The 25,562-nt window shown below is 40.4% G+C and carries 17 protein-coding genes; 4 read left to right on the top strand and 13 right to left on the bottom strand.

The genetic code is table 11. The features are described from left to right. The 7 genes from RIC88_RS09850 to atpD form a co-directional block, all read right to left on the bottom strand. Positions 1–1,017 carry a hypothetical protein gene (locus RIC88_RS09850; protein WP_350217373.1) on the bottom strand — a complete coding sequence of 339 codons (1,017 nt, stop codon included), beginning with the start codon at positions 1,015–1,017 and terminating at the stop codon, positions 1–3. Further along, the gene (locus RIC88_RS09845) at positions 1,001–1,579 is read right to left on the bottom strand and encodes a hypothetical protein (RefSeq protein ID WP_350217372.1); all 579 of its coding nucleotides are present in this window, start codon (positions 1,577–1,579) and stop codon (positions 1,001–1,003) included. The genes RIC88_RS09850 and RIC88_RS09845 overlap by 17 nt, the downstream gene beginning before the upstream one ends. Further along, positions 1,569–2,111 (bottom strand): RNA polymerase sigma factor, encoded by a 543-nt coding sequence (locus RIC88_RS09840; protein ID WP_350217371.1) that lies wholly within the window; start codon positions 2,109–2,111, stop codon positions 1,569–1,571. Before RIC88_RS09840 ends, RIC88_RS09845 begins: the two co-directional genes overlap by 11 nt. A gap of 105 nt (positions 2,112–2,216) precedes the next feature. Beyond that, positions 2,217–4,946, bottom strand: coding sequence for an outer membrane beta-barrel protein (locus RIC88_RS09835; protein ID WP_350217370.1), 2,730 nt, complete (start codon positions 4,944–4,946; stop codon positions 2,217–2,219). A gap of 15 nt (positions 4,947–4,961) precedes the next feature. Beyond that, positions 4,962–5,702, bottom strand: coding sequence for a GLPGLI family protein (locus RIC88_RS09830; protein WP_350217369.1), 741 nt, complete (start codon positions 5,700–5,702; stop codon positions 4,962–4,964). 215 nt (positions 5,703–5,917) lie between these two features. After that, the gene (gene atpC / locus RIC88_RS09825; protein ID WP_350217368.1) at positions 5,918–6,169 is read right to left on the bottom strand and encodes an ATP synthase F1 subunit epsilon; all 252 of its coding nucleotides are present in this window, start codon (positions 6,167–6,169) and stop codon (positions 5,918–5,920) included. Positions 6,170–6,220: 51 nt separating this feature from the next. Further along, positions 6,221–7,729, bottom strand: a complete 1,509-nt coding sequence (atpD, locus tag RIC88_RS09820) for a F0F1 ATP synthase subunit beta (RefSeq protein WP_350217367.1) — start codon at positions 7,727–7,729, stop codon at positions 6,221–6,223. A 149-nt stretch (positions 7,730–7,878) separates the two neighbouring features. Here atpD and RIC88_RS09815 point away from each other — a divergent pair, with 149 nt between their 5' ends. Continuing rightward, entirely contained in the window at positions 7,879–9,879 is a 2,001-nt protein-coding gene (locus RIC88_RS09815; protein WP_350217366.1) for an amidohydrolase family protein, read from the top strand. Here RIC88_RS09815 and RIC88_RS09810 read toward each other — a convergent pair whose 3' ends face one another. The 3 genes from RIC88_RS09810 to RIC88_RS09800 all read right to left on the bottom strand — a co-directional run bounded on the left by RIC88_RS09810 (position 9,880) and on the right by RIC88_RS09800 (position 13,433). Next, positions 9,880–11,097 (bottom strand): sensor histidine kinase, encoded by a 1,218-nt coding sequence (locus RIC88_RS09810; RefSeq protein ID WP_350217365.1) that lies wholly within the window; start codon positions 11,095–11,097, stop codon positions 9,880–9,882. Between the two features lie 68 nt (positions 11,098–11,165). Further along, positions 11,166–12,482 (bottom strand): ABC transporter permease, encoded by a 1,317-nt coding sequence (locus RIC88_RS09805; RefSeq protein ID WP_350217364.1) that lies wholly within the window; start codon positions 12,480–12,482, stop codon positions 11,166–11,168. Positions 12,483–12,506: 24 nt separating this feature from the next. Beyond that, complete coding sequence (locus RIC88_RS09800; RefSeq protein ID WP_350217363.1) at positions 12,507–13,433, bottom strand: ABC transporter ATP-binding protein; 927 nt, start codon at positions 13,431–13,433, stop codon at positions 12,507–12,509. A 124-nt stretch (positions 13,434–13,557) separates the two neighbouring features. Here RIC88_RS09800 and RIC88_RS09795 point away from each other — a divergent pair, with 124 nt between their 5' ends. Genes RIC88_RS09795 through RIC88_RS09785 form a run of 3 tightly spaced genes read left to right on the top strand, consistent with a single transcriptional unit; the run spans position 13,558 to position 17,177 of the window. Beyond that, entirely contained in the window at positions 13,558–14,280 is a 723-nt protein-coding gene (locus tag RIC88_RS09795) for a lysophospholipid acyltransferase family protein (RefSeq protein WP_350217362.1), read from the top strand. Between the two features lie 24 nt (positions 14,281–14,304). Beyond that, entirely contained in the window at positions 14,305–14,592 is a 288-nt protein-coding gene (gatC, locus tag RIC88_RS09790) for an Asp-tRNA(Asn)/Glu-tRNA(Gln) amidotransferase subunit GatC (protein WP_350217361.1), read from the top strand. 2 nt (positions 14,593–14,594) lie between these two features. After that, a complete protein-coding gene (locus tag RIC88_RS09785; protein WP_350217360.1) occupies positions 14,595–17,177 on the top strand; it encodes a tetratricopeptide repeat protein in 2,583 nt (860 codons plus the stop codon). Positions 17,178–17,241: 64 nt separating this feature from the next. Here RIC88_RS09785 and RIC88_RS09780 read toward each other — a convergent pair whose 3' ends face one another. From RIC88_RS09780 to sov, 3 genes are all read right to left on the bottom strand, one after another. Further along, positions 17,242–17,919, bottom strand: a complete 678-nt coding sequence (locus tag RIC88_RS09780; protein WP_350217359.1) for an energy transducer TonB — start codon at positions 17,917–17,919, stop codon at positions 17,242–17,244. A 107-nt stretch (positions 17,920–18,026) separates the two neighbouring features. Further along, positions 18,027–18,401: a glycine cleavage system protein GcvH gene (gene gcvH, locus RIC88_RS09775; RefSeq protein WP_350217358.1), complete on the bottom strand. Its 375-nt coding sequence runs from the start codon at positions 18,399–18,401 to the stop codon at positions 18,027–18,029. Positions 18,402–18,455: 54 nt separating this feature from the next. Next, entirely contained in the window at positions 18,456–25,553 is a 7,098-nt protein-coding gene (gene sov, locus RIC88_RS09770; RefSeq protein WP_350217357.1) for a T9SS outer membrane translocon Sov/SprA, read from the bottom strand. Positions 25,554–25,562 lie beyond the last annotated feature (9 nt).

Below are 25,562 nucleotides of genomic sequence, written 5' to 3'. Positions count from 1 at the left end.
TTAGAAGCTCAACCCGAACCGCAATGCTGGAAATGCACTTTTGAATCCGTTCGTAAAAATCAACTCAGGTGAAAAAGTGAGCTTTGAATTTACACCTTTATTATATAATGAGAGTTTCCAAGTACTTCCTTCGAAGTATCCACCATCTCGATGTACGAGCCCACCAATACCTACACCAAACTCATCACCTCCTTTGGTATTTATTTTCCAAAAGCCGGTCAACCAACCATTTCGATCTAATTGATATTCGTTTGTTTCACCCCGAGAAAAAAAGAATTGTTGGGTATATAAGATGCCGAATTTCATCCAATCATTCCCCAGTCTATCCTGTAGGTTAAAAGAAACCTTACTTCCTAAATCAGGCACAAATCTATCTCTATAATACCCTAAGCCAATTCCTATAAAGGTTATCTCGATATTATCAATTCCGATATCTTTTGCACTTAGCTGGTCAATTTTTGCATTGCCATAATTAAATTTTCCGGTTCCCAAGTACAAATTCCGCTTTCCCTCATCTATAAATTTTTGATCTATTTGACTCCAAAGGGACTCAATATCAACTTCTTTTATGGAAGCTACATTAGATAAATCATTGAGTATGAATGATATGCTAAGAGACTCTAGTTTGATCAAGAATTCGATACGATTATATTCAAACTCCTCAGTTCCATCGGTTCCTATTATATACGTTTCCCCCTTCATCAATGGGTCAATGTTAATTCTCACAACTTCCTTTTCATTAACATTTATTTTTTCGTAGGAAACCAGCTTTCCTCCATCGATTGATGAGTTTTTGGTCGCTGTTTCCATTACACTAATTGTTGATTTCCATAACTCATTTGAGATATACGCTTCTTTTTTGCTTATTCGGTCGAATGCGAAAACCATTTCCGTACCTTCATCGGCAGTCATTCGTATTGTATCCGGATAGTTGTTTTCTATACGTTCCTGAGCTCTCCCGACCAATGCCATAGTTATTGCCAGGATTGTTAGGACTATCTTATTCATCTTTTTCATAGAGCTTAATTTTTAATGCTTGATAATTGACATTTAATTCCTCGGTAGAATTCTGCCATTGAGCTCTGATGGTCATCGTTCTTCCATTTTCAATCGAGGGCTGCCCGAGACTTGCCTGAATGATTGAAATATCTTCTGCAGCAAAAGCTGTTTTTTTTATTTCTTGTTGACTGTTGGGTAATGCTATTGGAACCAACGACAATTTTATCTTGGATAGCTCTACAACTTGTGCCGGTTCGATTCCTTTCCGTATGGGAATCTTCAATTCTTCATTTATTACCTTCAGACCATTTTCCGCTTTAATGTTGACAGGTTCCTTTGGCCTAGTCTCAATTTTGTTCGAAAGAACTGGGCTTTCGGTGATAGCAGTTTTCATTAAACTAATTGGCAATAAGGTCAACCCCACGATAAAACAAGCGGCGGCTACCCACCAATAAGCATAGACTCTTCTATTATCCAGTCGTCCTTCCAGCTTTGACCAAACCGCGCCATTGTCAAACTCATAACCTAAGTCTTGCTCAGTAAGCGCATCCAGTTTTTTTGATAATTGATTAAGAGCCATAACCTTCATTTTTTGATTCCAACATTTCACGAAGTAGCTTCTTCGCTTTAAATAATTGTGATTTTGAAGTGCCTATCGAAACCCCCAATTGCTCACTTATTTCCTGATGAGAATAGCCTTCTATTTCATACAGATTAAAAACAGTTCGATAGCCAACCGGAATAGATCTGATTACTTTTAAAAGGTCAGCCACTTCCAGGTCTTGCAGTGGCGAAACATCCACTTCCTGATCCAAATCCTCGTTTATTGCCAGTAATTGAATTTCTTTGTTTTTCCTTAGTTTCATCAAGGATTCGTTTACCATGATCCGCTTTACCCATCCGAAAAAGGCTTGTTCGCTTTCATACGTGAAGGCTTTAAGGTTTTTAAACACCTTGTAAAAACCCTCTAGCAACACATCTTCCGCATCTTCTGTACTTTTCATATATCGAACACATACACCCATCATCGGAGTACTCAACTGGCTAAAAAGCTGTTGTTGAGCCTTTCGGTTTCCTGATTTGCTTTTATCGATTAGGTCTTTGGTGTTCAAGCGAAGCATTTGTTAGTAGAATGCAGATTGTAGTTGGTTGGTTGTCTGGAAACAAAAAAGGAACCATAATTTTTGGTTCCTCTTAATTTACACACGTTATCAAATTTATCTTCTTCTATTATTTCGATCCATTCGGAAAAAGCCACTATTCTGTTCAAATGCTGAAAGTCGATACGTAAATGTTAGCATGTAATAGGTGCCGATGCTCGCAATTCGCTCTTCCTGAATATAGTTAAAGTCAGTGGTTCGGTTCACGCCGCGATTTTGATTTAGGATATCAAAAACCGATATTTTAAGCTGCCCACGATCATTTTTCATGAAATCCTTCTGAATGGAAGCTTCCCAAAGCTGCACTTCCTGATCACCGGCAAAGGAGGCACTTTTGTATATATTGTAATCGTAAATGCTACCTACAGACCATTTCTTGGGTAAGAAAACAGTAGCATCCAGATAGTAAACCCAATTGGTATAATCCTGATTTGAGCTTTCACTGGCTCCCTTGGTATTGCCGATGGTATAATCTGTTCCAATAGACCAGTCAATCGTCTTCTTCTTCATATTCTCCAATGAAAAACTTGCCGTATTGTTCGTTGTGATGGTTTCTGCGGTAATGCTATTCACAATGGCAAAACCTTTGTTTCGCGTTAGCCGATTACTGATTCTAAATCTGGTCTTAGCAAATTTTACGGGCCGACTAAAGGAAGTATAGTTAGTTAGCATCAACGAGTTCTCTGCATTAACCGGTCGGGAAGTCGTTCTGTTCTGGTTGTCTACCTCCCGGCTGGTCACGATATTGTCCAAGGTATAGCTGGCATTGAAAAAACTGAAAAGTGAAGTTGATGTGAACTGATCAAAATATCGGAAACTTAATCGGCCAGAGTGAATATATTCTGCATCCAGGTTGGGGTTTCCTGCATAAATATTCAAAGGATTGGAGTTGTCTACCACAGGCTGTAGTTGTGTAATTGATGGTGTATTTAAACGGGTATTGTAATCAAGACTTACACCTAAACTTTGTGTAAAATCGTAGTTCATCCGTGCAAAAGGAAGCGTGCGATTAAAATCATTTTCAAACTGCTGCCCCTGCTCCGGAAGATCTCCTAAGAGGGTGCTGAATTGATAATTTACTCCGGTAGTCAACCTGAAATCATCCACGGCATAATTAAAACTCAGTCCGGTTCGATTGTATTCATAATCACGTTCATAGATTGAGCTAAGTGACGAATCAAATTCTCTCCCGCCTCCCGATACATCATAAAAATCTTTATCGTTAGTGCCTTTCGTCAGGTTTCTCTCAACCCTGAATTCCAGGTATTTATTTTTACCCATTGGCTCTGTGTACGCCACCTCAATCCCCAATGTATTGGATTTGTTGAGGGACTGCTGCTCCTGATCAATAGCTGTTTCCCTGTTGTTTATGGTGGTACTTAGAAAGTATTCAGAGTCATTGTTTTGCGAGCTTACATTCAGTTCCGCCACAAATGTTCTACCTATCCTGGGAAACTTCTTACGGTAAATCAGTCGTGAATTAATGTTGTGCCCGGTTCCTGATGAGTTATAATCGCTGACACTTGAAGTCGTGTCTCTCGTACTTCTGTTGATGGTATTCGTAATATTGAAGACATCTCCCTGCTGAAACCCGAGTGTATTTCTGATCTGGATATCTTGACTTTTATCAAACTCATGCTTCACGTTAAGATTAATCGAATGTGTATTCCCATCACTATTGGAATTTGAAGATTCGTCCGTTTCAAAAGTTTCATCATTTACAAAGTTTGTTCGGTCCGTTTCTTTCGCAGTTATGTTTTCAATTCGTGAGAAAAGGTAGCTTGCACGTACCTCCGTCTTTTCATTTAAATCCCTGTTGAAGTTTAAACCTGCTGAAGTGCTATTGACAAACCCATCACTTAATCCATTGTTGATGGTTGCTCCTCCACCCCCAAGACGGAATCCTCCTCCACCTCCTCCTGTGAGATTGCCGAGCCCCCCCATAAATGAGATATATTCACCCGTGGAAAAGCCTTGTTGGTTAATGTTGTTATGTTTTCCGATAAATGAAAACTGGTTTTCCTTCCGAAACTGATTAATGTTGGCTGACAAAGTGTATCGTTCATCGGTACCATATCCTGCACTTACATTTCCAAAAGTTCCTTTTTTATGGTCTTCTTTTAGTGTTAGATTGATGGTCTTCTGATCATTTCCATCATCAACTCCGGAGAATTGTGAAAATTCTGATTTCCGATCAAAGACCTGTATTTTGTCAACCGCATTGGCTGGTAAGTTTTTGGTGGCCATTTTCGGGTCATTTCCGAAAAACTCTTTTCCATCAACCAACACCTGATTTACCGTTTCTCCTTGCGATTTTATGGTACCATCACGCTCCACTTCCATTCCCGGGAGTTTCTTCAAAAGATCTTCTACTACCGCATTCGTTTTTGTGGCAAATGCAGCCGCATTGTACTCGATTGTATCTTTCTTCATGGTAATCGGAATTGCTTCTCCTTCCACTACCACTTCTTGTAACTCGGTTGGGTTTAAGGTCAGTATACCAACGTCGATATCCTTACCAACAACTTCAATAGCTTTATCTAGCCCCTCATATCCTACATAGTTTATTCGCAGTATGTATTCTCCGGCTTTCACGTTCTTAATCGAAAAATCACCAGCCTCCTTAGTCATAGCAAATGCTGCTAAAACAGAATCTTGTTTTTGCAATAACATGATTGTTGCAGCAAATAATTCTTCCCCTTCGGCATCAGTAACTTTTCCTGTTACCTGCTGCGCAGCACCTGTATAGGCAAGCCCCAGAAGCGTGATTACAATTAGTTTTTTCAATTTGGTCAACGTTGGTTAGTTTCTAATGATGACCCTATTTCCTCTACCACCGCCCATCTCACGCATTTCTTCCATTTTCTCCTCACGTATTTTTTCGAACTCTTCCCTGGTTACTCTTTTTCCTTTATCGGGCACCACAATTGTCTCTTCATCGGTCAATGCACGAATATCAAGATTGGTGGCAGTAATCGTTTCCTGTCCATCATTTACATCTAAATGAAGGATCATTCCGGGAAGACCTCTATAATTGCCAGGTCCCAATGAAACAGGAATTTGAGGTGTAAACCATGCGATAACCGGAATCGTATCACGCATGGAAGTCGCCTTGATTGCCTGGTATTTTCCAACCATTTTCATTTCACTGGACACTTTCCATTCCAACTGATTTTCCCCTCCTTCAACCAAAAAATCTCGTCCAAAAAACTCCATTTTATTGATGGAGGAATTATCAGATAGATTGGTATAATATTCATTGTCATTTGCTCCACGCATTCTGAATCGCATACGATCATTTCCAGCGGTTACTTCCTGATTGATGTCTTCCTGATTTTTTATTGACTTATAAATCGCCTCTTTTTCATTAAATATCAGCTGGTTGGACGATTTCCGTTCCGGAGGGATCATCTTACGTACTTCTTCCGGGAATCGATCTGTGTTAATCTTAACGACCTGTTCGTAAGTGATTACACCCGAATTTTGGGCAACAACGGACGTAACACATACAATAGAAAGGGAAAGAATGAAAATGAATTTCATGGTTGATGCATTTTATTTTAACAATGGTACTCGATCAATGTGACAGAATTCTGAGCTTATTTTGAGGAAATTCTGAATTCCATTACTAGCAACTGACAAATTAGATTGTTCATTTGTTAAAACGAGTCTGCGGATCGTTAAACCTTGTTAAACGAAAAAAGCCACCCGGACTAGAATTGTCTGGATGGCTTTTTAAAAGTTTTTTTATGAAGTACCTATTCAGTGATAATCTTTTCAACGAGCACGTTTACTTTATTATTCATCACTTCTACTACCCCACCTTCTACGAGGATGTGTACCTCCTTTTCCTTCTTCTGCTTGTATCGAATGTCACCCTTTCCCAGCGTTGAAACCATCGCTGCGTGATTGTTCAACAATTGAAAAGAACCATCACTTCCCGGAAAAGATGCGCTCTCTACCTCTCCTTCAAATACTTTCTCGTCTGGTGTTACTATTTCTAAAAACATATACTATCTAATAATGAGATTCCCGCATTCGCGGGAATGACGTTTTTAAAATTAGGCGCTTGCTTCAGCCATTAATTTCTCACCTTTCTCTATCGCTTGCTCAATCGTACCAACAAGGTTGAAAGCTGCTTCCGGCAAGTGATCAAGCTCACCATCCATGATCATGTTAAATCCTTTGATGGTATCCTTGATATCTACAAGTACTCCCTGAAGTCCTGTGAACTGCTCTGCAACATGGAAAGGCTGAGAAAGGAATCTCTGTACCCTTCTGGCTCTGTGTACCACTTCCTTATCCTCGTCAGAAAGTTCATCCATACCAAGAATGGCGATGATATCCTGAAGTTCCTTGTATCGCTGCAGAATTTCTTTTACTCGCTGAGCACAATCATAATGCTCAGCTCCAAGAATATCTGCACTCAAGATCCGGGAAGTCGAATCCAAAGGATCTACCGCTGGATAAATTCCAAGCTCAGCAATCTTTCTTGAAAGCACCGTTGTTGCATCTAAGTGAGAGAATGTTGTAGCTGGAGCTGGATCAGTCAAATCATCCGCAGGTACGTAAACGGCCTGAACGGAAGTAATTGACCCTCGCTTAGTAGATGTAATTCGCTCCTGCATAAGACCCATCTCTGTGGCCAATGTAGGCTGGTAACCCACAGCAGATGGCATACGACCTAAAAGTGCTGATACCTCAGATCCTGCCTGAGTAAATCGGAAAATGTTGTCAACGAAGAAAAGAATATCTTTTCCTTTTCCTTCACCGTCACCATCTCTGTAATGCTCTGCGACAGTCAGTCCTGAAAGTGCCACACGTGCACGTGCCCCAGGAGGCTCATTCATCTGCCCAAAGACAAATGTTGCTTTAGAGTCTTTAAGTTTTTCTTTATCTACTTTGGAAAGGTCCCATCCACCTGCTTCCATTGATTTCTTGAATTCCGGACCGTAATCCACGATTCCTGCTTCGATCATCTCACGAAGAAGGTCATTACCCTCTCTTGTTCTTTCTCCTACTCCTGCAAATACAGACAAACCACCGTGCCCTTTTGCAATGTTGTTAATTAACTCCTGGATCAATACGGTTTTACCAACACCCGCACCACCGAACAATCCAATTTTACCTCCTTTTGCGTAAGGCTCAATTAGGTCAATTACTTTGATACCTGTAAAAAGTACCTCTGTAGATGTAGATAAATCCTCGAATGGAGGAGCATCTCTGTGAATTGGAAGACCATTGGTATTGTCCACCTGCTCCATTCCATCGATAGCCTCACCCACCACGTTGAAAAGGCGACCTCTGATTGCTTCGCCGGTAGGCATTTTAATTGGTGAACCAAGATCGATTACCTCAGTGCCACGGCTCAGGCCGTCTGTTCCTTCCATCGCGATGGATCTCACTGCTTCTTCTCCCAAATGCTGCTGCACTTCTAATATTACAACTGTGCCGTCCGGACGTACTACTTTCAATGCGTCCATGATGTTAGGAAGTTTTGATCCTTCAGCGCTAAAGCTTACATCTACTACCGGACCAATAACCTGGGTTACCTTACCTTTATTTGCCATTACTTCTTGTGGTTATATTAATGGGGTTGTTTGAAATTTGGTGCGAAATTAAGGGAAAATTATATGTCAAAAAAGGAATTCTAAAGGAATAAGATTAGCACATGAGGCTCTTTTAATTTTAGTTAAATTCGATAGAAACTATCCCAACCATGAAAACTTACAACCTGACACTAATCTTAGCGGTTTTTGCACTTGCAAGCTGCTCACCTAAACCTGAAGACACCTCATTCGAATCCATAAAGTACAACATCTATATGGGTGATAATTTAGCCGGATATCAGTTTGCCTCAAAAGATATCGATGGTGTTTATAAATATGAATTCGAGTTTAATGACAGGGGAAGAGGCCCGTATTTTGAGGAAAGATTCACACTAAATGAAAATGGTGTTCCTGATTATTACCAGGTAAGAGGGTATAACTATCTTAAAGATTCCATAGCGGAGACATTTGAAGTTATAGATGGAGTGGCATCATGGAAGAGCCCTTCTGAAGCAGGGTCAAAAAAATTTGATGGAAATAGTTTCTATTACAACATCAATGGCTCGTTCGCGACTTTTGAACACATCCTTCGAAAACTGGAAGACGACTCAGATAATTCAATCTCAACACTGCCTAGCGGTTTATGCAATCTTACCAATGTGTTTGATTATACCATCGGGGACACACTTGAGCTAAAATTAATGGAAATGACGGGGGCTTCATTTACTCCTTCTTATCTATGGATGCGAAAAGATAATCGCATGTTTGCGTCAACGAGCCCTTGGTTTAAATGCATTGTTGCTGGATACGATTCTTTGCAGGAGGAATTACTGGAAATCCAGAAGAAGCACGAAGAAAACTACTTAAAACAAATAGCGGACAGACTAGCTGAAAAACCAGAGAACGGCATTCTAATCCAGAATGTGAATCTCTTTAATACCAAGGAGGGCAATCTTATCAATGATCAGAATGTGTTAGTTGAAAATGGTAGGATTTCAAAAATATCAGCTAGTGAAATAGAAGGTTCTGGTTTCAAAGTGATTGATGGAAGTGGGAAAACTTTGTTGCCCGGTTTATTTGACATGCACACGCACGTCAGCAAAGAAGATGGGATTTTACATATTGCAGCAGGAATAACTTCGATTCGAGATTTAGCAAATTCAACTGACCTCCCGGATCTCGCTCAACAGTTCAATTCGAATAGCTTAGTTGGACCAAGGCTAGTGGGAATGGCCGGATTCATAGATGGTGCAGGGCCCTATGCTGGCCCAACAGGTAAAATAATTAGCTCCGTTGAAGAAGGGATTGCTGCAGTGGAATTTTACAAAGATTTAGGATATAATCAAATCAAACTCTATAGTTCTATTAAACCTGAATGGGTTCCTGCCTTGAGCAAGAGGGCAAAAGAACTTGGCATGCGAGTAAGTGGACATATCCCTGCTTATATGCTTGCTGAAGAAGCAGTGAAAAATGGATATGATGAAATTCAGCATATCAATATGATAGCTCTTAATTTTTTGGGTGACACCCTGGATACCAGAACACCTCTGAGATTTTCCATGGTTGGTGAGCGTGCTGCTAACATCGACTTAAATGGTACGGCATTTACATCATTCGTTTCCTTACTTAAGGAAAACGATATAGTCGTGGATCCAACGGTTTCCATTTTTGAAGGAATGTTAACTTCCAGTCAAAGTGACCCTGACCCATCATTCAGCATGATACTGGATCGTCTGCCAATTAATATTTCAAGAGGTTTTTATGGAGTAGGATTGGCCATCCCAGATAACTTGAGAGAGACATATAAAAATTCATATCAGAAATTGATTGACATGGTGGGTGTGCTTTATGAAAGTGGAATAACATTGGTTCCGGGCACTGATGCTATGGCAGGTTTCGGATTACATAGAGAGCTGGAGAATTATGCCAGAGCTGGAATCCCAAATGAGCAAGCGTTGAGAATTGCGACAATTATATCAGCACAGGTAGCAGGAGTAGAAAATGAATTGGGCTCAATAGAAGAAGGTAAAATCGCAGATCTCATTCTGGTCAATGGGAATCCACTTGAGAATATCACGGATATCCGAAAGGTTGATGTGACAATAAAGGATGGAATTTTATACGATTCGGAAAAGCTTTACAATTCTGTCGGAGTAAAGCATTATCGATAATCACCCATTCAGGTAAATCCGGAATGTGGTTCCTTTATTTATTTCTGATTGTTTAACAAAAATTTTACCTCCATGATATTGCTCAACAATACGCTTTACAAGGGTTAGCCCTAAACCCCATCCTCTTTTCTTAGTAGTATAACCGGGTCGGAAAACATTCTTGATCTTTGATTTTGGGATTCCCTTTCCTGTATCCTGGATATCCACTGCAATTCGACCCTCATTGGCTCGTAAAATGCTTATGTGAATAGATCCTTTGCCCTCCATTGCATCGGCGGCATTCTTGCAAATATTTTCTATTACCCATGCAAACAGCGATTGATTAATCCGTGCATTAATATCGCGATTTGGAAATGCAGTGACTGTCATCGTTATTTTGGTAGAGAGCCGTTTTTGGAGGTACATTATTATTTCATCAATAGCATCCGCAAGGTTCAGCATGGACAATTGTGGCTCACTTCCTATACTTGAAAAGCGGTCAGTTATAACTTTTAGACGATCCACATCCTTATCAAACTCCAAAAGTGGCTCCTGCTGGTCAGGATACAATCCTTTAAAGTACTCTGACCATGCCATCAGTGAGGATAACGGAGTGCCTAGTTGATGCGCAGTTTCTTTGGCGAGACCTACCCAAACCCTGTCTTGTTCCACTCTTCTGATATAATTAAGGATCATGAAGGTAACAATCCCAAATAAGGCAATTACTGAAAGTTGAATATAAGGATAGTATCGGAGCTGGTTGAGCAGGAAAGAGTTTTTATAGAAGATGTACTTGTACCCGTAAATATTATCTTGATCATCTTTAAGTGTTACCTCAATTGGTGGATGAGCATCCTTCATTTCCTCGACCTCAGCTTTTAAAAACTGCATCCGGGCAGCTCCTTCTTTGATCTTGTCAGCTCCGATGAGGTTTCGATAATCTTCCGGACGCTCGTTCTCGTCAGTAAGAATTACAGGAATTGAGTGGTTTGCAGCCACGATTTGATCCAAAATCAGAAAGAAATTTACATTTTCACTCTCATTGGCCAGAAACTCCAACGAGCTGGCGTATATCTCAATTTGACGTTGCTCACGCTCACGGATTTGTTCCACCAGGCTATTGGTGTACAAAATCGATCCAAAGCTTATAAAAACAGCAAACCCCACCACGAGCCACTTTAAGTGGGGTCGTAGTGGGGCCAGTGTATTGCCTGTTGCTTCTTTAAATTTTTTTTTCAAAAGGTGATCGTTTGGTCAATCCTGACAAAAGAAAGCTTTCGTCAGGTTTAAAAATAAGCACGATCAGCTTAATTCTTCTGCATCAGCCATTTGGCCAGTACCTTATAGTTCACTTTTGTACCATGCATGAGAATTCCAATGCGATAGATTCTGCCAGCCAACCAAAGGGTGAAAATAAATCCTCCTATAAGCATGGCCATGCTTAGTGCAATCTCCCAGGCCGGAACTCCAAACCCTATTCTTCCCATCATCACAATAGGAGAGGTAAATGGTATGATTGACAACCAGAAACTGATTGAGCCATGTGGATCAGGGAAAACAAACATCATCAAGCCCATCAAAGCAACAATGATTGGCATCATTATCGGCATCATAAATTGCTGAGCATCAGCTGGTGTATCCACCGCTGAACCAACTGCCGCGAAAAGAGCTCCATAGAGCATGTAGCCACCCAGGAAATAGAATACAAATAATAGTACAATCTTGGTGATTGGAATGTCATTGATGATGGTCATGAGCTCCTGTACTTTGGCATTGGCCTGAACCGACGAAGCTTCGTCTCCGGCTTGTTGCATCATTTGTGCTGTTTCAGTTGGATCCATGCTCAAACCAAAAGCAGCCATTCCTGCAAACGAAATGGCGCTCATCAATACCATCCAGATGACAAACTGAACAATACCTACTGAGGCTACACCTACGACTTTACCTATCATCATATGGAATGGACGCACCGTGGAAACGATTACTTCCACAATTTTGCTGTTCTTCTCCTCAATTACACCTTGCATCACCTGCGCTCCATAAGCAAACAGGAAAATGTAGATCAAAAAGCCCATCACATAACCAATCCCGAAGGTCACTCCGGAATCGCTCTTCTTTTCATCTCCCGCTTCACTTAGATTAAATGACTCTATCCGAACGGAAGTTTTTAGTTCATCAAGCTGTTCTTCTGTCAAACCAGACCTGGTCAGTTTCACATCCCGTATTTGACCCTCAATTTTGTTTTCAAACCCATCAACCAGATTGACGCCCGGAGAAGTGTGTGCATAAAATTTGAAGCCTTCTGGATTATCAATCTCAAATTTTGGTATGTAGATCAAAGCAAAATCCTCTGATTTACTAAACCTCGCCTTCGCAGAATCCAATGGACCATCTACCATCTGATAATCATAGCTCTCCGTATCCTCAAAATTCAAAAGTGCACTCTCGTCCAATACATGGACCACTTCTAATTCCTTGTTTTTCTCATTTTGAATAGCCAGATAAACCATACCACCAATGATGGCCGGAAAGAGCAAAGGAACCAGTATTGTTGCAAGCAGGAAAGATTTTTTCTTTACTCTACTCATGAACTCTCGCTGTATTACTAGTAATATTTTATTCATTTTGATGTCTTTTTAGGTTGGTGATTAAGCTTCTACTAATTCAGGATTTTCACCTTTTACCAGGTTGATAAAAATGTCATTCATACTTGGAATACGTTCTACGAAAGAATGAATTTCGACCTGAGAAATTAACTGCTTCAGCAACTCATTTGGGTTGCCATCCGGCGAATACTGGACAAGTGATCGCTTTAATCCTCTGCCGATATCTTCTGTACGCAGAAGTTCAAAGCCCGATCCGGACTTTACCTCACCTTCTTTATACTCAACGAAATATGTGCCATCTCGAAATTGCTCTTTGATCTCAACCTTAGAGCCGTCTAATATTTTTTCTGACTTATTGATCATGGCTACATGATCGCATAGCTGCTCTACTGATTCCATTCGGTGAGTGGAAAAAATAATTGTTGCTCCCTTTTTCCGAAGCTCTAAAATCTCATCTTTGATAAGATTTGCATTTACCGGATCAAAACCTGAAAACGGTTCATCCAAAATGATCAGTTTAGGCTCGTGCATAACGGTAGCAATAAACTGAATTTTTTGCGCCATCCCCTTAGATAGATCTTCAATCTTTTTGCCCCACCAATTCATAATGTCCAGTTTCTGGCACCATGCTTTCCCTCTTTTCGAAGACTCCTTCAAGGATAACCCTCTCAGTTGTCCCAGGTAGATCAGTTGCTCACCAACCTTCATCTTCTTGTACAATCCACGCTCTTCAGGGAGATATCCTATATTTCGAATGTGCTTCAAGTTGAGTGGTTTCTCATCAAAAAGAATCGCGCCCTGATCTGCTTCGATGATTTGATTAATAATTCTAATAAGTGTTGTTTTTCCTGCACCATTAGGGCCTAGTAGGCCGAAAATAGTTTGTTCCGGGATTTCCATGCTCACATTGGTCAGTGCCTGATGTTCGCTATAAGATTTACTTACATTTTCTACTTTTAATAGACTCACAGTGATTTCGGTTTTATGATCATTAGTGCACGAAAATATCAAAATATTCCACAGCAACACATTTTTTTCTACTGACTGGATTTTGCGACTAATTTAGTGGTCGATTGCACACCTAACCGGCGTAATGATTCTAAGACGTTTTTATTCCTTCTGGGCTGTATTTTCCATGGCCTTCTTCTTCTTTATTCTCATTGTTCCAATGATCATGATGGTTCCGTTTAAGCCATTGCACAGAATAGCACTGCAAATAAATTGCGTGTGGGCATGGTGCTTTTTAAAGATGTCATTCATCCCGGTACGAAAAGACTGGCGGTTTAAGCTCAATAAAAAACAACAGTATATTCTATGTGCTAATCATTTTTCTTACCTGGACATTCCAATCTTAGGTTTGTTTCCCGTGGCTTTCAAATTTGTTGGTAAAAGCTCTCTGGCGAGGATTCCTTTATTTGGATACATGTACCGCACACTTCACATAACCGTAAATCGATCTAGTTACAGAAGTCGTGCCCAAAGTTTGGTGAAAGCCAGAGAAGAAATTAAAAAAGGACATAATCTTGGTTTCTTCCCGGAAGGTGGCATTAGACTTGAGAATTATCCAAACATGGTTGACTTTAAAGATGGTGCCTTCAAGCTGGCTGTTGAAAACAACGTTCCGATCATTCCCGTGACCATGCCAGACAACTACCGGATTCTGCCGGATGATGATTTATTAAACATCCGTAGAAAGCAATGTCGCATCATTTATCACGAACCGATCTGGCCAAAGGGTAGTGAAGATGCACATGCCAGACAACTTAAAGATGAAGTTTTTCGTGTGATCCAAACGGAATTGATCAAGTGCAAATAGCTATCACTTATCTTTAAGTCAAATATGAAAATCACAAAAGAAATCGTTCATAAGACAGCTCATCTAGCTCGACTTCACATAGAAGAATCACGTGAAGAGCAAATGATTGAGGATTTGCAAAATATGGTTGACTGGGTAGATAAACTTAATGAGGTAGGTACCGATCATGTAGAGCCACTTACAAACATGTCTTTCCAAGTTAATGCTTTTCGTACCGATGAAGCGAAACCCCATCTACCCTACAAAGAAGTATTCAAAAATGCACCAAAACACGATTCTGAGTATTTCAGAGTCCCAAAAGTGATCAAGTAATTGTGAGTAAATCAATATTGAAATTCATAACAGGATTTTTCATTGCCTGCCTGATAGCTATGCTATGGTCTTATCAGTCCGGGTACGATAGTTCCATAAACTGGGAAGTAACAACAACAGGCGAAATCATTGAATTTCCTGCCTGGACGTTAGAAACGAATCTAATTACCCATGAAATAATGGGTGAGAAGTATTTGCTGAAGGAAAACTATTCCGGAAGTGAGATAAATAGAAATCTGACAATCGACAAGGCATTTCTTGGACTGATGTGGGTTGGGTTATGCATGGTGCTAGTTGCATCCACATACCTTAAGCGATATGCCTTTTTCATCGTTGTTGCACTATTTGCGCTGTTCCTAAACAGACTCAACTTATTTGAGGTTGGTCTTTTTGGGGTGGACTCAAAGATGATAATTCTGATTCCGTTTGTTGCACTCATCAGTCCGCTTGTCATCTTTCATGAATACAAAAAATCGACTTCATTTAGTATCCGGCTGATTACTCTCATGATCCTTAGCGGGATACTCCTTTTTGGAATCAAAAATCCGACATTGTTTACGGATCACCTGATTGCACATTCTTTATTCGGATTTGCAATATTTTCACTCATTTTTCTCTTCATCGTTTCTGAAGAGGTCGTATTCAGTATTCTTTATGTGGTGACTAACGGTAAGGGTGGAAAAAGCAATCACCTTCATTTCCTTGTCCTTTCGTTAATTTATTTAGGGAATCTTGTTTTATACTACCTAAATAAATCTGGGCTTTATGAAAACAGTTTTTTCTTCTTCGATCCTTTTATTCTTTTGGCTATTACTTGTATAATTAGCCTTTGGAGTATCCGGCATAAGGCCGGATTTCTGTCAAAGTACTTACATGCTGACACCTTATATCTGATCATGGTGAGCCTGGGCATTGTAACGTTATCGTTTCTATCGTATCATATGATTCGTGGGAATGATGCAGTATACCAGGCATTCCATTATTTTATTCTCTATTTCCACATTGGATTTGGAGCACTCTTCTTTCTGTATATTATCGGTAATTTCATTGATCCGCTGATTAAAGGTTTTGAAGTTCATAAAATTGCTTACAAAGAGCGCAATTTTCCCTATGCGAGTGCTCGTTTAGGCGGTTTATTTGCTGTTCTAGCCTTCTATTTTCTTTCAGGGCAAGAGCCTTACAATCTTTTAAAATCCGGTTATTACAATTACCTGGCAGAGGAAGCCAAAACTGAGGGAAATCCTTTATTAGCGAAGGAGTACACACTCCAGGCAAGCTACTTAGGGTATAATACACACTATGCGAACTACTCACTTGGGTTACTTGAGTTAGAAAAAGGAGCAGAATACCCAGCCAAAACCTACTTTTATAGTGCTACCCAACGATATCCATCTGATTACGCACTCGTTAATTACGGAAATTTGGATGCTGAAATAAATCCCAATAAAGTGCAAGCCATCTATGAAGAAGCTCTAAGGGATATTTCCAGTTCTGAAATAGAAAACAACCTTGGTATTATCCATTTAGACAAAGGTGAGGTTGAAAAATCCCTTGAGTACTTTGAAGGGGCAGACCCTTCAGGTGAGTGGAACAATGCTCCTTTGATTAATAAATGGAATGTTTTAAAGAAAATGGATGCAGTGGACTCAGTATCTGTTCTGAAAAACTATGCTGATGGCAACTTTGGGGTCAAAAGCAACATACTTACCACCCAGACAAAAGAAACACAGCTTCAGTTTGCGTATGATCAACTTTTAAATGCGGGTGCTTTACATCGGCAAGCGTATCTAATGAATGCATCGTATCTTTTTGCCCATGATTCATTAGAAGCATTTGCCCGGCGTGAGTTAGAAGCATCCTCAGATGCTGCCTTTAACAAACGTTTGAGAATGGCATTAGCCCTTCATCTTTATGACAAGGGTCGAATCAATGATGCTTTTTTAACACTAGATTATTTGCAAGCAAATGCTCATCAGTATTATAAAGGAAAATATCTGGACGCGCTGGGGAAATTGGCAATTGATCAAAACGCTTATCAACTGGCAATTGATTTCTTTGATCAAGCCATCGTTATGAAACATCCCTCCTCCATTTTTGGAAAGATGGAAGCCATGGCAAGGCTTGGAAAAAAGGAGCAAATACCTGAGGAGCTTTTAAAGAGCTTAAAAAAGAATCCGGAATTGACAACACGCGCAAACCTTATTCTTTCAAATCTTGATTCCTACGATGCTCCGTCGATACCAAAAAAAACCGTTCCGCTTTTAGACACGCTTAAACATCCTGAATTGGTAGCTCTTGGGAGACGTAATGCTTTCCATGAGGATCAGGTGATTGCCGTTGTAGATGAATTGAAGCAACGCGAAGCTTCTGGTGGATATGAGCTTCTGGTGGATGCCACGGAAATAAACCCGTACAGCGTCAAACTATTAAAGAAATATTCACTCATTGCACTAGATTGGAACCTAAATGATTACGCTGACCAAACACTTGAGAAACTGAAAGCTCTTATTTCAGAAGAGGAGTTTGAGCATTTCGAAAAAAGCTACAAGCAAAAGAAGGAGCAATTAGAACAGACGGAGTGGTAATTGTGAACACAAAAAAAGCCTCTTGATTTCTCAAAGAGGCTTCTCATATCTATTCATTCTATTCCTAGTTAGCGAACTTGAATAGAATGTTCTGAATCATTTTCTGGCGTACCGGCTTACCTCGTTGCTTACCTGGCTTCCACTTTGGAGACTCTTTCAATACTCTCACTGCCTCCTCATCACATCCTGCTCCAATTCCTTTTACCACATGGATATCAGTGAGTCTGCCGTCTCTTTCCACCACGAACTGTACGAATACTCGACCTTCAATACCCATTCTCTGCGCTTGTCTTGGATACTTTAGCTCTCTTCCCAGATATTCATAGAAAGCCTGAATTCCTCCGGGGAATGTTGCGGACTCTTCCACAATGGTGAAAATCTCATCTACATTCTCATCTTCAGGAGCTTCTTCGAATATGATGTCTTCCACCACAGTTTCCTCAGTCACCTCTACATCCAGATCAACCTCAATTTCTTCCTCGATTTCCTCCTCATCAGGAACCTCTATGATTTCAGGAATCTGAACTTTTGGAGGCGGGGGAGGTGGTTGCTCTGTTGGTGGAATGTCGATGATATCTTCAAAATCATCATCCACGTTACCCAGATCCATCAAACCTGAGTCATCATAGGTCCTCCACTCGAAGGCAACTATAATAAGTAATAAACTTACAGCCATTCCTATATTCAGGAACATTCCTGATTGTCTGGAAAGGTCTATTTTTGGATTTTTTTTCGGTTCCATATTCCTTCTTTTATGAAGTTGAACATCAAATATATGTCCTTCAATTTTTATATACCAAAAGGACGAAGGTATTTAGTAATATCTTGCAAAAAACATTCCAAAATTTCTTATCCCCCTACTTCTGCCTTATAATCTTCGGCAGAAATCAGGTGGTCTCCTTTGTCAGAAATTTTGATCTTAATCATCCAGCCTTCACCATACGGATCAGAGTTTACAGCCTCTGGATTTGATTCCAGTCCTTCATTGACTTCAATCACCTCACCTGATAAGGGCATGAACAGATCCGAAACAGTTTTCACTGCCTCTACTGAACCAAACACCTCACCGGCATCCAATGATTCGCCTTCAGTTTCAATTTCAACATAAACAATATCTCCTAATTCGCCCTGGGCGAAATCAGTTACACCAACGGTTGCAATATCACCGTCTATTTTCACCCATTCGTGATCTTTGGTATAAAGTAAATCTGAAGGAATATTCATTTTAATTCTGGTTTTATAACGGGCGTCAAAAATAAGGTTTTGATTTGAACTGCCCTACTGTGCAAGACCAAATCTTAGCTGAACTCCAAAAGCAGTTGTGGCACGCTTATATGAGCTCAGAACTTTCGGGTCTGTCACGTTTCTTTCCATGTAGAATGTAAAGTCCAGTTGGTTATTGATTTTGTAGGTAATAGTTGGGCGAACCTGCCAGGTAAGATTACCATTGGTGATTTGACTTCTGTCGTTGATTTTTCGCTGTACAGTCTTACTATCGCGTACAGAAGCAGCCACCCGCATGGTCAAATCATTTTCTAGTGTAAGCGTCCTTCCCTGCCATTTCCATGGGAGTTTGAAACCAACTTTTGAATAACCAACATCCAAAGTGACATCATTATTGACTGTTTCTGTCACCTGTGCATTGGACATGTTTAATGCAAGGTTCCTGCTTTTTCTAAATTCCAGACGTGTGGAAATATTATTTTTTGTTCGGACGTTGAAACCAATCAGAGGAACAAACTGCTCTGAAATCATCACTTGGTTAATGATGTAGACCGGGACTAACCTACCAGTGCTATCATCTTGTGCTTGTGGATAATCCAAAATATCATTTTGAAGTCCGATTACATCAACTCCATAATTCAAGGAGTTTGTAAAGCTTGACACGCTATAGGTAGAATTATACCCATGCGAAATGGTGAATGAAGAGAACAACTCAGATATTGCTGGAATTTTTGTGAGTCCGGCATAATCGACTCGCCAATTCGGGAGTGGTGTTTTCGGCAAAGGTGTTAAATCCATGCTATTCACATCTTTACCAGCATAAGCTGCCAAAAATGCAGGAATCAAAACATCTTGCGAAATAGCATCATAGTCTCCATTTGGATTTGAACGACTTAATCTTTCTCTGACTTGAACCAAGTTCTCCTCAAATTGTGAAAATGCATCTGAAGAACCATCAGCTGCATCCTTTTGGAAGGCTGTTTTGATGGATAGAAATGAAATAGAATAGCTTCCACTTCGAGATGGGGTCAGTGTTTCGAAACCATTTGACACGGTATCAAATCTGAAAATTTCCTGATATTGATTATTCAATCCTCGATTCCAGGTGAGCTGAACTCTCAAATCTTTTAAGGGCTCCAGATCAGCTTTTATGTCTATGTCGGTTCCGTAAGTTTGCTGAAATGGAGAGTTTAAGTTCTCATTTTTAACCAGCCAGTCATTTCTGACTGCTTTTTGTTTTATTCCGGCATCCTGACTACCCAAAATGAACTCAATCCCCGGGGCATTGAATCCGCTATCCAGTCCAAACAAAAAAGCGGTGGGCTTAAAGCCCGGAAGTGAGGTGCTTTCATTGATGTTGTACGACCCATTTATAGATTTTAGCATCATCATAAACCGTAAAGCCTTATTCCCGGGACTGATGGATTCTCCCCTACCCACTGGTGTATTTGCATTTTTCAGAAAAGTCACTTTATCATAAAGTTTATTCATATCCACACGAGCATTTAATCCAATGGTTCGTTGGTTACTAATAAAGTTTCCAAAGAAAAGGTCGTCATCGGCACGATCCAATGTATCGCTACTTGTCCTGTTTATTGCACCGGCAATCCATCCGTATCCTACTGTGTATCTGGCATCTGATGAAAGCCAATCGGTAAAAGGAATTTTATCCAGAGGAAGTTTATAGTTCAAAGCGATGCTCTGATTGAAATTTTTCATTCGACCCAGTGTAAATATCTGATCCCAGATGTATTCCCTTTCCTGCTTTGTGTTTATATCACCTTCAATAATTCCTTCCGGTTCATCTATTACAGCATTTGCAGTAGCGCTGTAGGTCAGTCCAAGACTTTTAGTAATGTCCCACCTGAGGCCATAATTACGAGCAAATGTGAATGTCCGCTCGTAGAGTGGGTTTACACCCTCAGTAGTAAGGTCATCATTATAATATTGGGTGAGTCTAAAGTCCCGCCTAAGGTTAGTAGAAAATGAAAAGTTGGTTGGGATAGGTGACAGGTTGATATCTTTAATTAAGGCCAGATATGGAGATGAAAGTTTCTCCGATTCACTGAAAGGCTCCAAACTCCAGGCAGCTGGTGAGTAATTGTAGTTAATGCCGCCGCTTACTGTTTTGTTTAGCAAAGATTGTGTATTGACATTGCTCGAAACACGATCACTGTAAGCATAGCTAAAAGAAAAGTTTTCAATGTCGTAAATCCTTTTTCGGGCATCCGGATTCACTTTTTCTTTCCTGACATTTGTGAAATTGATACTCCGTCGAGTTGTGCGATCCTCCACAATCCGACGATACCTTTCTCTTTCTGCAATATTGTCAAACGCTTCAAGTGAGGCTTCAAGTGGAACATCCGGATCCAGTGGGTCAAACTGAGGAGTGATAGTGGTCTTTTCAAATGAAACGAACATTGGCACAACCAATCCTGTCTTATCCGGGCGAAGGAATTTTTCGAGATTCATGTTGGCTGATACGTCATATTGTGTTGTCTCTGCTCTTGAACGTTCGGAAATACGCTGTTGAATGTTTCCAAACCCAATGGAAGTATATCGGGTTGATGCAGATATAGTTCCCAAATCTGCCAGTTTGGTACTAACCCTGGCATTGGCTGCCCATCCGGCATTGGTGTCAAAGTCTGTAACCCGAAATTCATTTGCCCATAAACAAATGGACTTTTGTGAGTTGGATTCATCCCCGGGGTTTTTTATACCGATCATCATCACTTTTACAGCGCTTATGTCCGGCCGTCCTTTTACGGTGAAAATGTATCTTTCATCATTGGATGGTACTGAATAAGGAATATTCTCCTCGAGGTTAGCTCTGTTTCTTTCTGATTTTATTCCAAGAAGTTCTTTGATGGAAACATCAATTTCATTTTCCAGAGGCCAAACAAGCCTCCTTATTTGTTCCTCAGTACCTGATACATCCTCAGGAGTTATGATAAGAGGTACTTCAATTTCATAATAGTTCTGATCAAAATCTGTTCCCAGTCTAATAAAAGCTGAAACATCTTCATCCATAACCATGTCATTATTATATGACTCGGCATGAAAGAACATCTTCATTCTGCCGTAATTGATTAAATCATACGAGACATTTTTATAGACCGCTCTTGCATCCTTATCGTCCAGATCTTCTACACATATTTGCAGCGATTGCTCGTTGAATCGCCTGTTCTGCGCAGTAGTATTATCAATGTCGCGATCAATGCCTGGTGGCAGAACATACCTTGTCCCACCGGTTGTCGAAGTACTATTGTCTTCAATGTTTACCACAGAAACTGAAAAATCAGAAGTTTCAATGTTCGGAATTGCATCTAAACCTGGCTCATTGAGTGCCTTTTCAAATTTCCTCCATTGGCTACCAACGAATCTCATTTGCGCAAAACGTAAAACCACAGGCTGACTCCAACCCGTCAAATACATCCTCACATATTTGATGTTTTCGAAAGTTGGATTACCAATTGGTCTACCTACGTTTTTAATGGGAATTCTAAATAGATACCAGTTAGACTCATCATTCCCACTTGCAATTTGATCGACTATATAATCATTCAGTTCGAGGTTTCCTTCTTCGTTTGATCCGCCAGCCCTAAGGTTTAAATCAACCTCATATTCAAAATATTCTTCTAAATCTGAAATCGTATTATCTTGATTCAAATCTTCATTATCAGGTAAGGTTGTAGATGCTGGGATAAATGATCCTCCTCCTGATGCAATGGGTGAATTGTTTTCCATCCCATTCCAATTCTTGTACCGCTGCACAATTTTAGCATCCACCTGATCATAAGTTGGATCAAGAATATACCGGAAATTGTCTGCTGAAATGTCATCATCATTAATGTTAAGGTTTATATTGTTTTGTTGAAGAATCCTAGCCTCATCTTCATCCTTCAACCCATCAATCCCAACATCTTGATTATCCCTGGCACCCGGTGAATTTTCAAAGAAGTTCGTCAAATATTGTTCCTGAGTTATTTGTCCCCAGGTGCTTATGGATTCGATTTCTCCGTTGGCAGGTAGCCCATTTTCAAAGGCATGCATATCATCGGGCGCAATGTCCTCAGAGACACTTCCAAGGTTAAAGTAAAGTTTGCCCCCATCCTGATCTTCACGAGCATTTCCGTTCACTCTTCCATCTTTTACAATTCCGTTTTCACCCTCTATAAATGGATCCATTAACCAAAATTCGAGATATTCAATATTCGTCTTATTGAAGTTTACTTCATTGGTAATTGCGCGCGTGATGCCGCCCCAGTTTTGTTCGGGGTTTGGAAGAATGTTGTCCGGACTTGTGGCAGGGTTGTAGTTATATTGTCCTCTTTCCTGCGGAAAATAGGCCACATCAAAAATCGGCTCATTGAAATTTACAATCGTTTGATCCCTCTGTCTAAAAATTTCCTGAGGAAGCACCGCTCTCTCGTAATGATTTTCAAGGTCGGTATCAGAAATATTACCCGGTCGATTATTCCCTCCAGCACGGTAGAAAATACTATTATCTACTGTATACCAGGCAATCTTAGCTTTTCGGTAATTATAGTTTAGCTCTTGGTTCCCACTCTGAGCTTCAGGAAACACACGGGGTGTTGCAGCAAGATTCCAAGCCTGCCAACCCATGATGTTAATTGGTGTGATTGCATTTTCAAAATCGTCAATGTATGAGGTGCCCTCCCCATTTACTTTGTTACTGGTTCCAGGCACCAGCTGTGCAAATTCGGCATTGAAAGTAATCGTTGACGGAGCTTTTGTATTAACCAATGGTAGCTTATCAACCATTTTGGTAAGAAATCGTGATTCATTTTGATAATTAATATCGAATCCATATTTCGTGTTACTGGTAGGCTCATTCCCTACTGCAAACCTTGAAATTCCACCCGGTCGTTCATTCAAATGAAGCACGGTGGCTCCAATGTTGAAATTTTCATCGAAGCGATAATCAAAACGGGCTCCTGTTAATGTTCTTGTTTGGAAATTGAATAGGTCAGCTTTTTCGTATGACACTTGAATGGTTTTTCCTGAACTCAGAATTCCTTCATTAAGTATTCTAACCCTGCCTAAATTGTAGTCCACCGTATAGTCAAGACCTTCCGTTAAAGGGGTATTTCCTGCCATTACAATCACTGATCCCTCTGCAATATTGATTCCCGGAAGTGTAATTTCACTCGATGAACCAGCCATCAACCTACCAGCTATCACAAACTTATTTTTGGTTGCATCTAACTCAGCGGTTGCTTTAGGCTCTTCATAGAGTTCGTTATACACGTACTTTTCCACCAGCCTGCCTTCGCTTGGCTGAAATTGTTCCTCCAAATTTTTTCCGAATGGTTCCAGCACCGGAAAAATGATATTTCCATTTCGTGGATCAATTGTGATACCTTCAATGAAATCGAAATTACCGTCCGGCTGGCGGTCCCCTGTTGGGTTAAGCCTGTCCAGATCAAACACCTCAACTAATGGTCGATCTTTCAAGGCCTGCCCTTCATGAAGCGAAGGATTATCCTGCCCCGTATTATCATCCCGATAAATGATTCTCAGCTGAAATCCTTCCTGACCTACCTGAGCAGCATTCAGATTATAAATGTTTTTCATCATCAAGTCCCAGGTAGGTACATCTGTGTTAATCTTATTGGGTCTTAATAATTTCAAATAGATGATCTTGTCATCCGATCTTCCTTGATAATCTTCTGTGAGCTCACCAACTTTATAAGCTGTTCCATTAAATGTATACTCATACGCCACAGCAAGGATTTCATCGCTGGCCAAACTCCTGGTTAGCGTAACGTATCCCAACTCTCTGTTAATTCTATATTCAGAATCATCCAGCTTTCGAGCTGTTGTCACTTTTACATAGTCTGTTGAATTTTCAAAAGTTGGGAATGTGGATTGAATAAATGCATCTACAGCATCTGCAGATTGAACTGTCAAGTTTCGAAATAAATCATTGGCATTGTTTCGGGTTGGGCCTCCGTTTCCATTTCCCACCTCCTCGGGTCGATGAATAACAGTACCTTCACCAAGGTCCATAAAACCCATAATATTCCTGGTAGTCTGCGTATCGTTGTTTCGATTAAGCACATATACTTCAGCCCTGGTCACATTCACTCCAGAGGTAATCTGAGGAAGAGCAGATAACCATTGTTCATAATTGTCTCTAAAGAAATGTCCTAAGAAAAAGTGTCGATTTTCTTCGTAATCGGAAGCTTGCACCTCAAACTCTCTGCCCTGAAACCCACTCTCGATTGTCAGCGTCTCATTTCGTCCTCGTTGCTGGGACAGAATAGTGGTGACATAGAGTTTTCCAAACTGCAACTCTGTTTTGATACCAAAGAGCGATTGAGCACCAGACATCAAAGAGTTGGTAACCGGCATGCTCACATTACCAATCTCAATCTTCTTGATGATGTCTTCTTCATAACCGGTATAGACGACTTTCAAGTTATTCTGAAAGTCAAAAGTGTTGTTGTTATCAAAATTGGCGGTGATCTCCAGCTTCTCCCCGACTTTACCCACCACATTCATACTAATCTGCTGATTAAAGTTGAATGAACCGTTCTTTTGCTGTCGCAGAGGGATAGCTGGATTATCGATACGTTGGAAACGTGCGCCAAAATCAAGGTTTACAAATCCATTGGGCTGAATATCGACATAGCTACCACCGAAGATTCTATCGAAGACAGGACTGATATATAATCTTGGAATCAAACTTCTTCCACTTACCGCACTTTCACCATCCAGGCCTGCAGAACGTTCCTTGAAGTACTCCCTGTTGAGCTGTGAATTGTTGTATTGGTTAAATTCACTAAAAGTCATGAAAGAGGCTGGCCGGAAATCCAGTGCTCCAATGTTTTCATATACGGAATAAGTAACCCCAGCATCCTCAGAGGTGGTATCGGGATTAAACTGCACCTGCATATTTATCTGAGAAGGATCCCTTAAAAACAGTGGAGATCTCGAACTTCTAAAGGAGAATGGATCTCCAAACCGATAACTTGGCTGAAAAGTCGGTTTTTTACTAGGCTCATATGGACCTACCGTATCATTTTTTACCGTGTCCTGTTCCTGAAAAAAATGTGCACTGGTTTGCAACCAGCTGCCCAAAATTAGAAACGCAAAAAGGAATCGTATATGCAGATTTACTCTCAAAAAAAGGCG

It is taken from the genome of Ekhidna sp. (assembly GCF_040220215.1).
Taxonomy (GTDB): domain Bacteria; phylum Bacteroidota; class Bacteroidia; order Cytophagales; family Cyclobacteriaceae; genus Ekhidna.
The sequence above is the reverse complement of the archived record's forward strand: the minus strand, read 5'-3'. Positions and strand labels throughout refer to the sequence as shown.

Bases quoted from the DNA above. Each gene is read 5' to 3' on its own strand.
- gcvH (WP_350217358.1), bottom strand. From the start codon at position 18,401: ATGAATATTCCTTCAGATTTACTTTATACCAAAGATCACGAATGGGTG.
- RIC88_RS09780 (WP_350217359.1), bottom strand. From the start codon at position 17,919: ATGGAACCGAAAAAAAATCCAAAAATAGACCTTTCCAGACAATCAGGA.
- RIC88_RS09830 (WP_350217369.1), bottom strand. From the start codon at position 5,702: ATGAAATTCATTTTCATTCTTTCCCTTTCTATTGTATGTGTTACGTCC.
- atpD (WP_350217367.1), bottom strand. From the start codon at position 7,729: ATGGCAAATAAAGGTAAGGTAACCCAGGTTATTGGTCCGGTAGTAGAT.
- RIC88_RS09805 (WP_350217364.1), bottom strand. From the start codon at position 12,482: ATGAATAAAATATTACTAGTAATACAGCGAGAGTTCATGAGTAGAGTA.
- atpC (WP_350217368.1), bottom strand. From the start codon at position 6,169: ATGTTTTTAGAAATAGTAACACCAGACGAGAAAGTATTTGAAGGAGAG.
- RIC88_RS09850 (WP_350217373.1), bottom strand. From the start codon at position 1,017: ATGAAAAAGATGAATAAGATAGTCCTAACAATCCTGGCAATAACTATG.
- gatC (WP_350217361.1), top strand. From the start codon at position 14,305: ATGAAAATCACAAAAGAAATCGTTCATAAGACAGCTCATCTAGCTCGA.
- RIC88_RS09815 (WP_350217366.1), top strand. From the start codon at position 7,879: ATGAAAACTTACAACCTGACACTAATCTTAGCGGTTTTTGCACTTGCA.
- RIC88_RS09845 (WP_350217372.1), bottom strand. From the start codon at position 1,579: ATGGCTCTTAATCAATTATCAAAAAAACTGGATGCGCTTACTGAGCAA.
- RIC88_RS09795 (WP_350217362.1), top strand. From the start codon at position 13,558: ATGATTCTAAGACGTTTTTATTCCTTCTGGGCTGTATTTTCCATGGCC.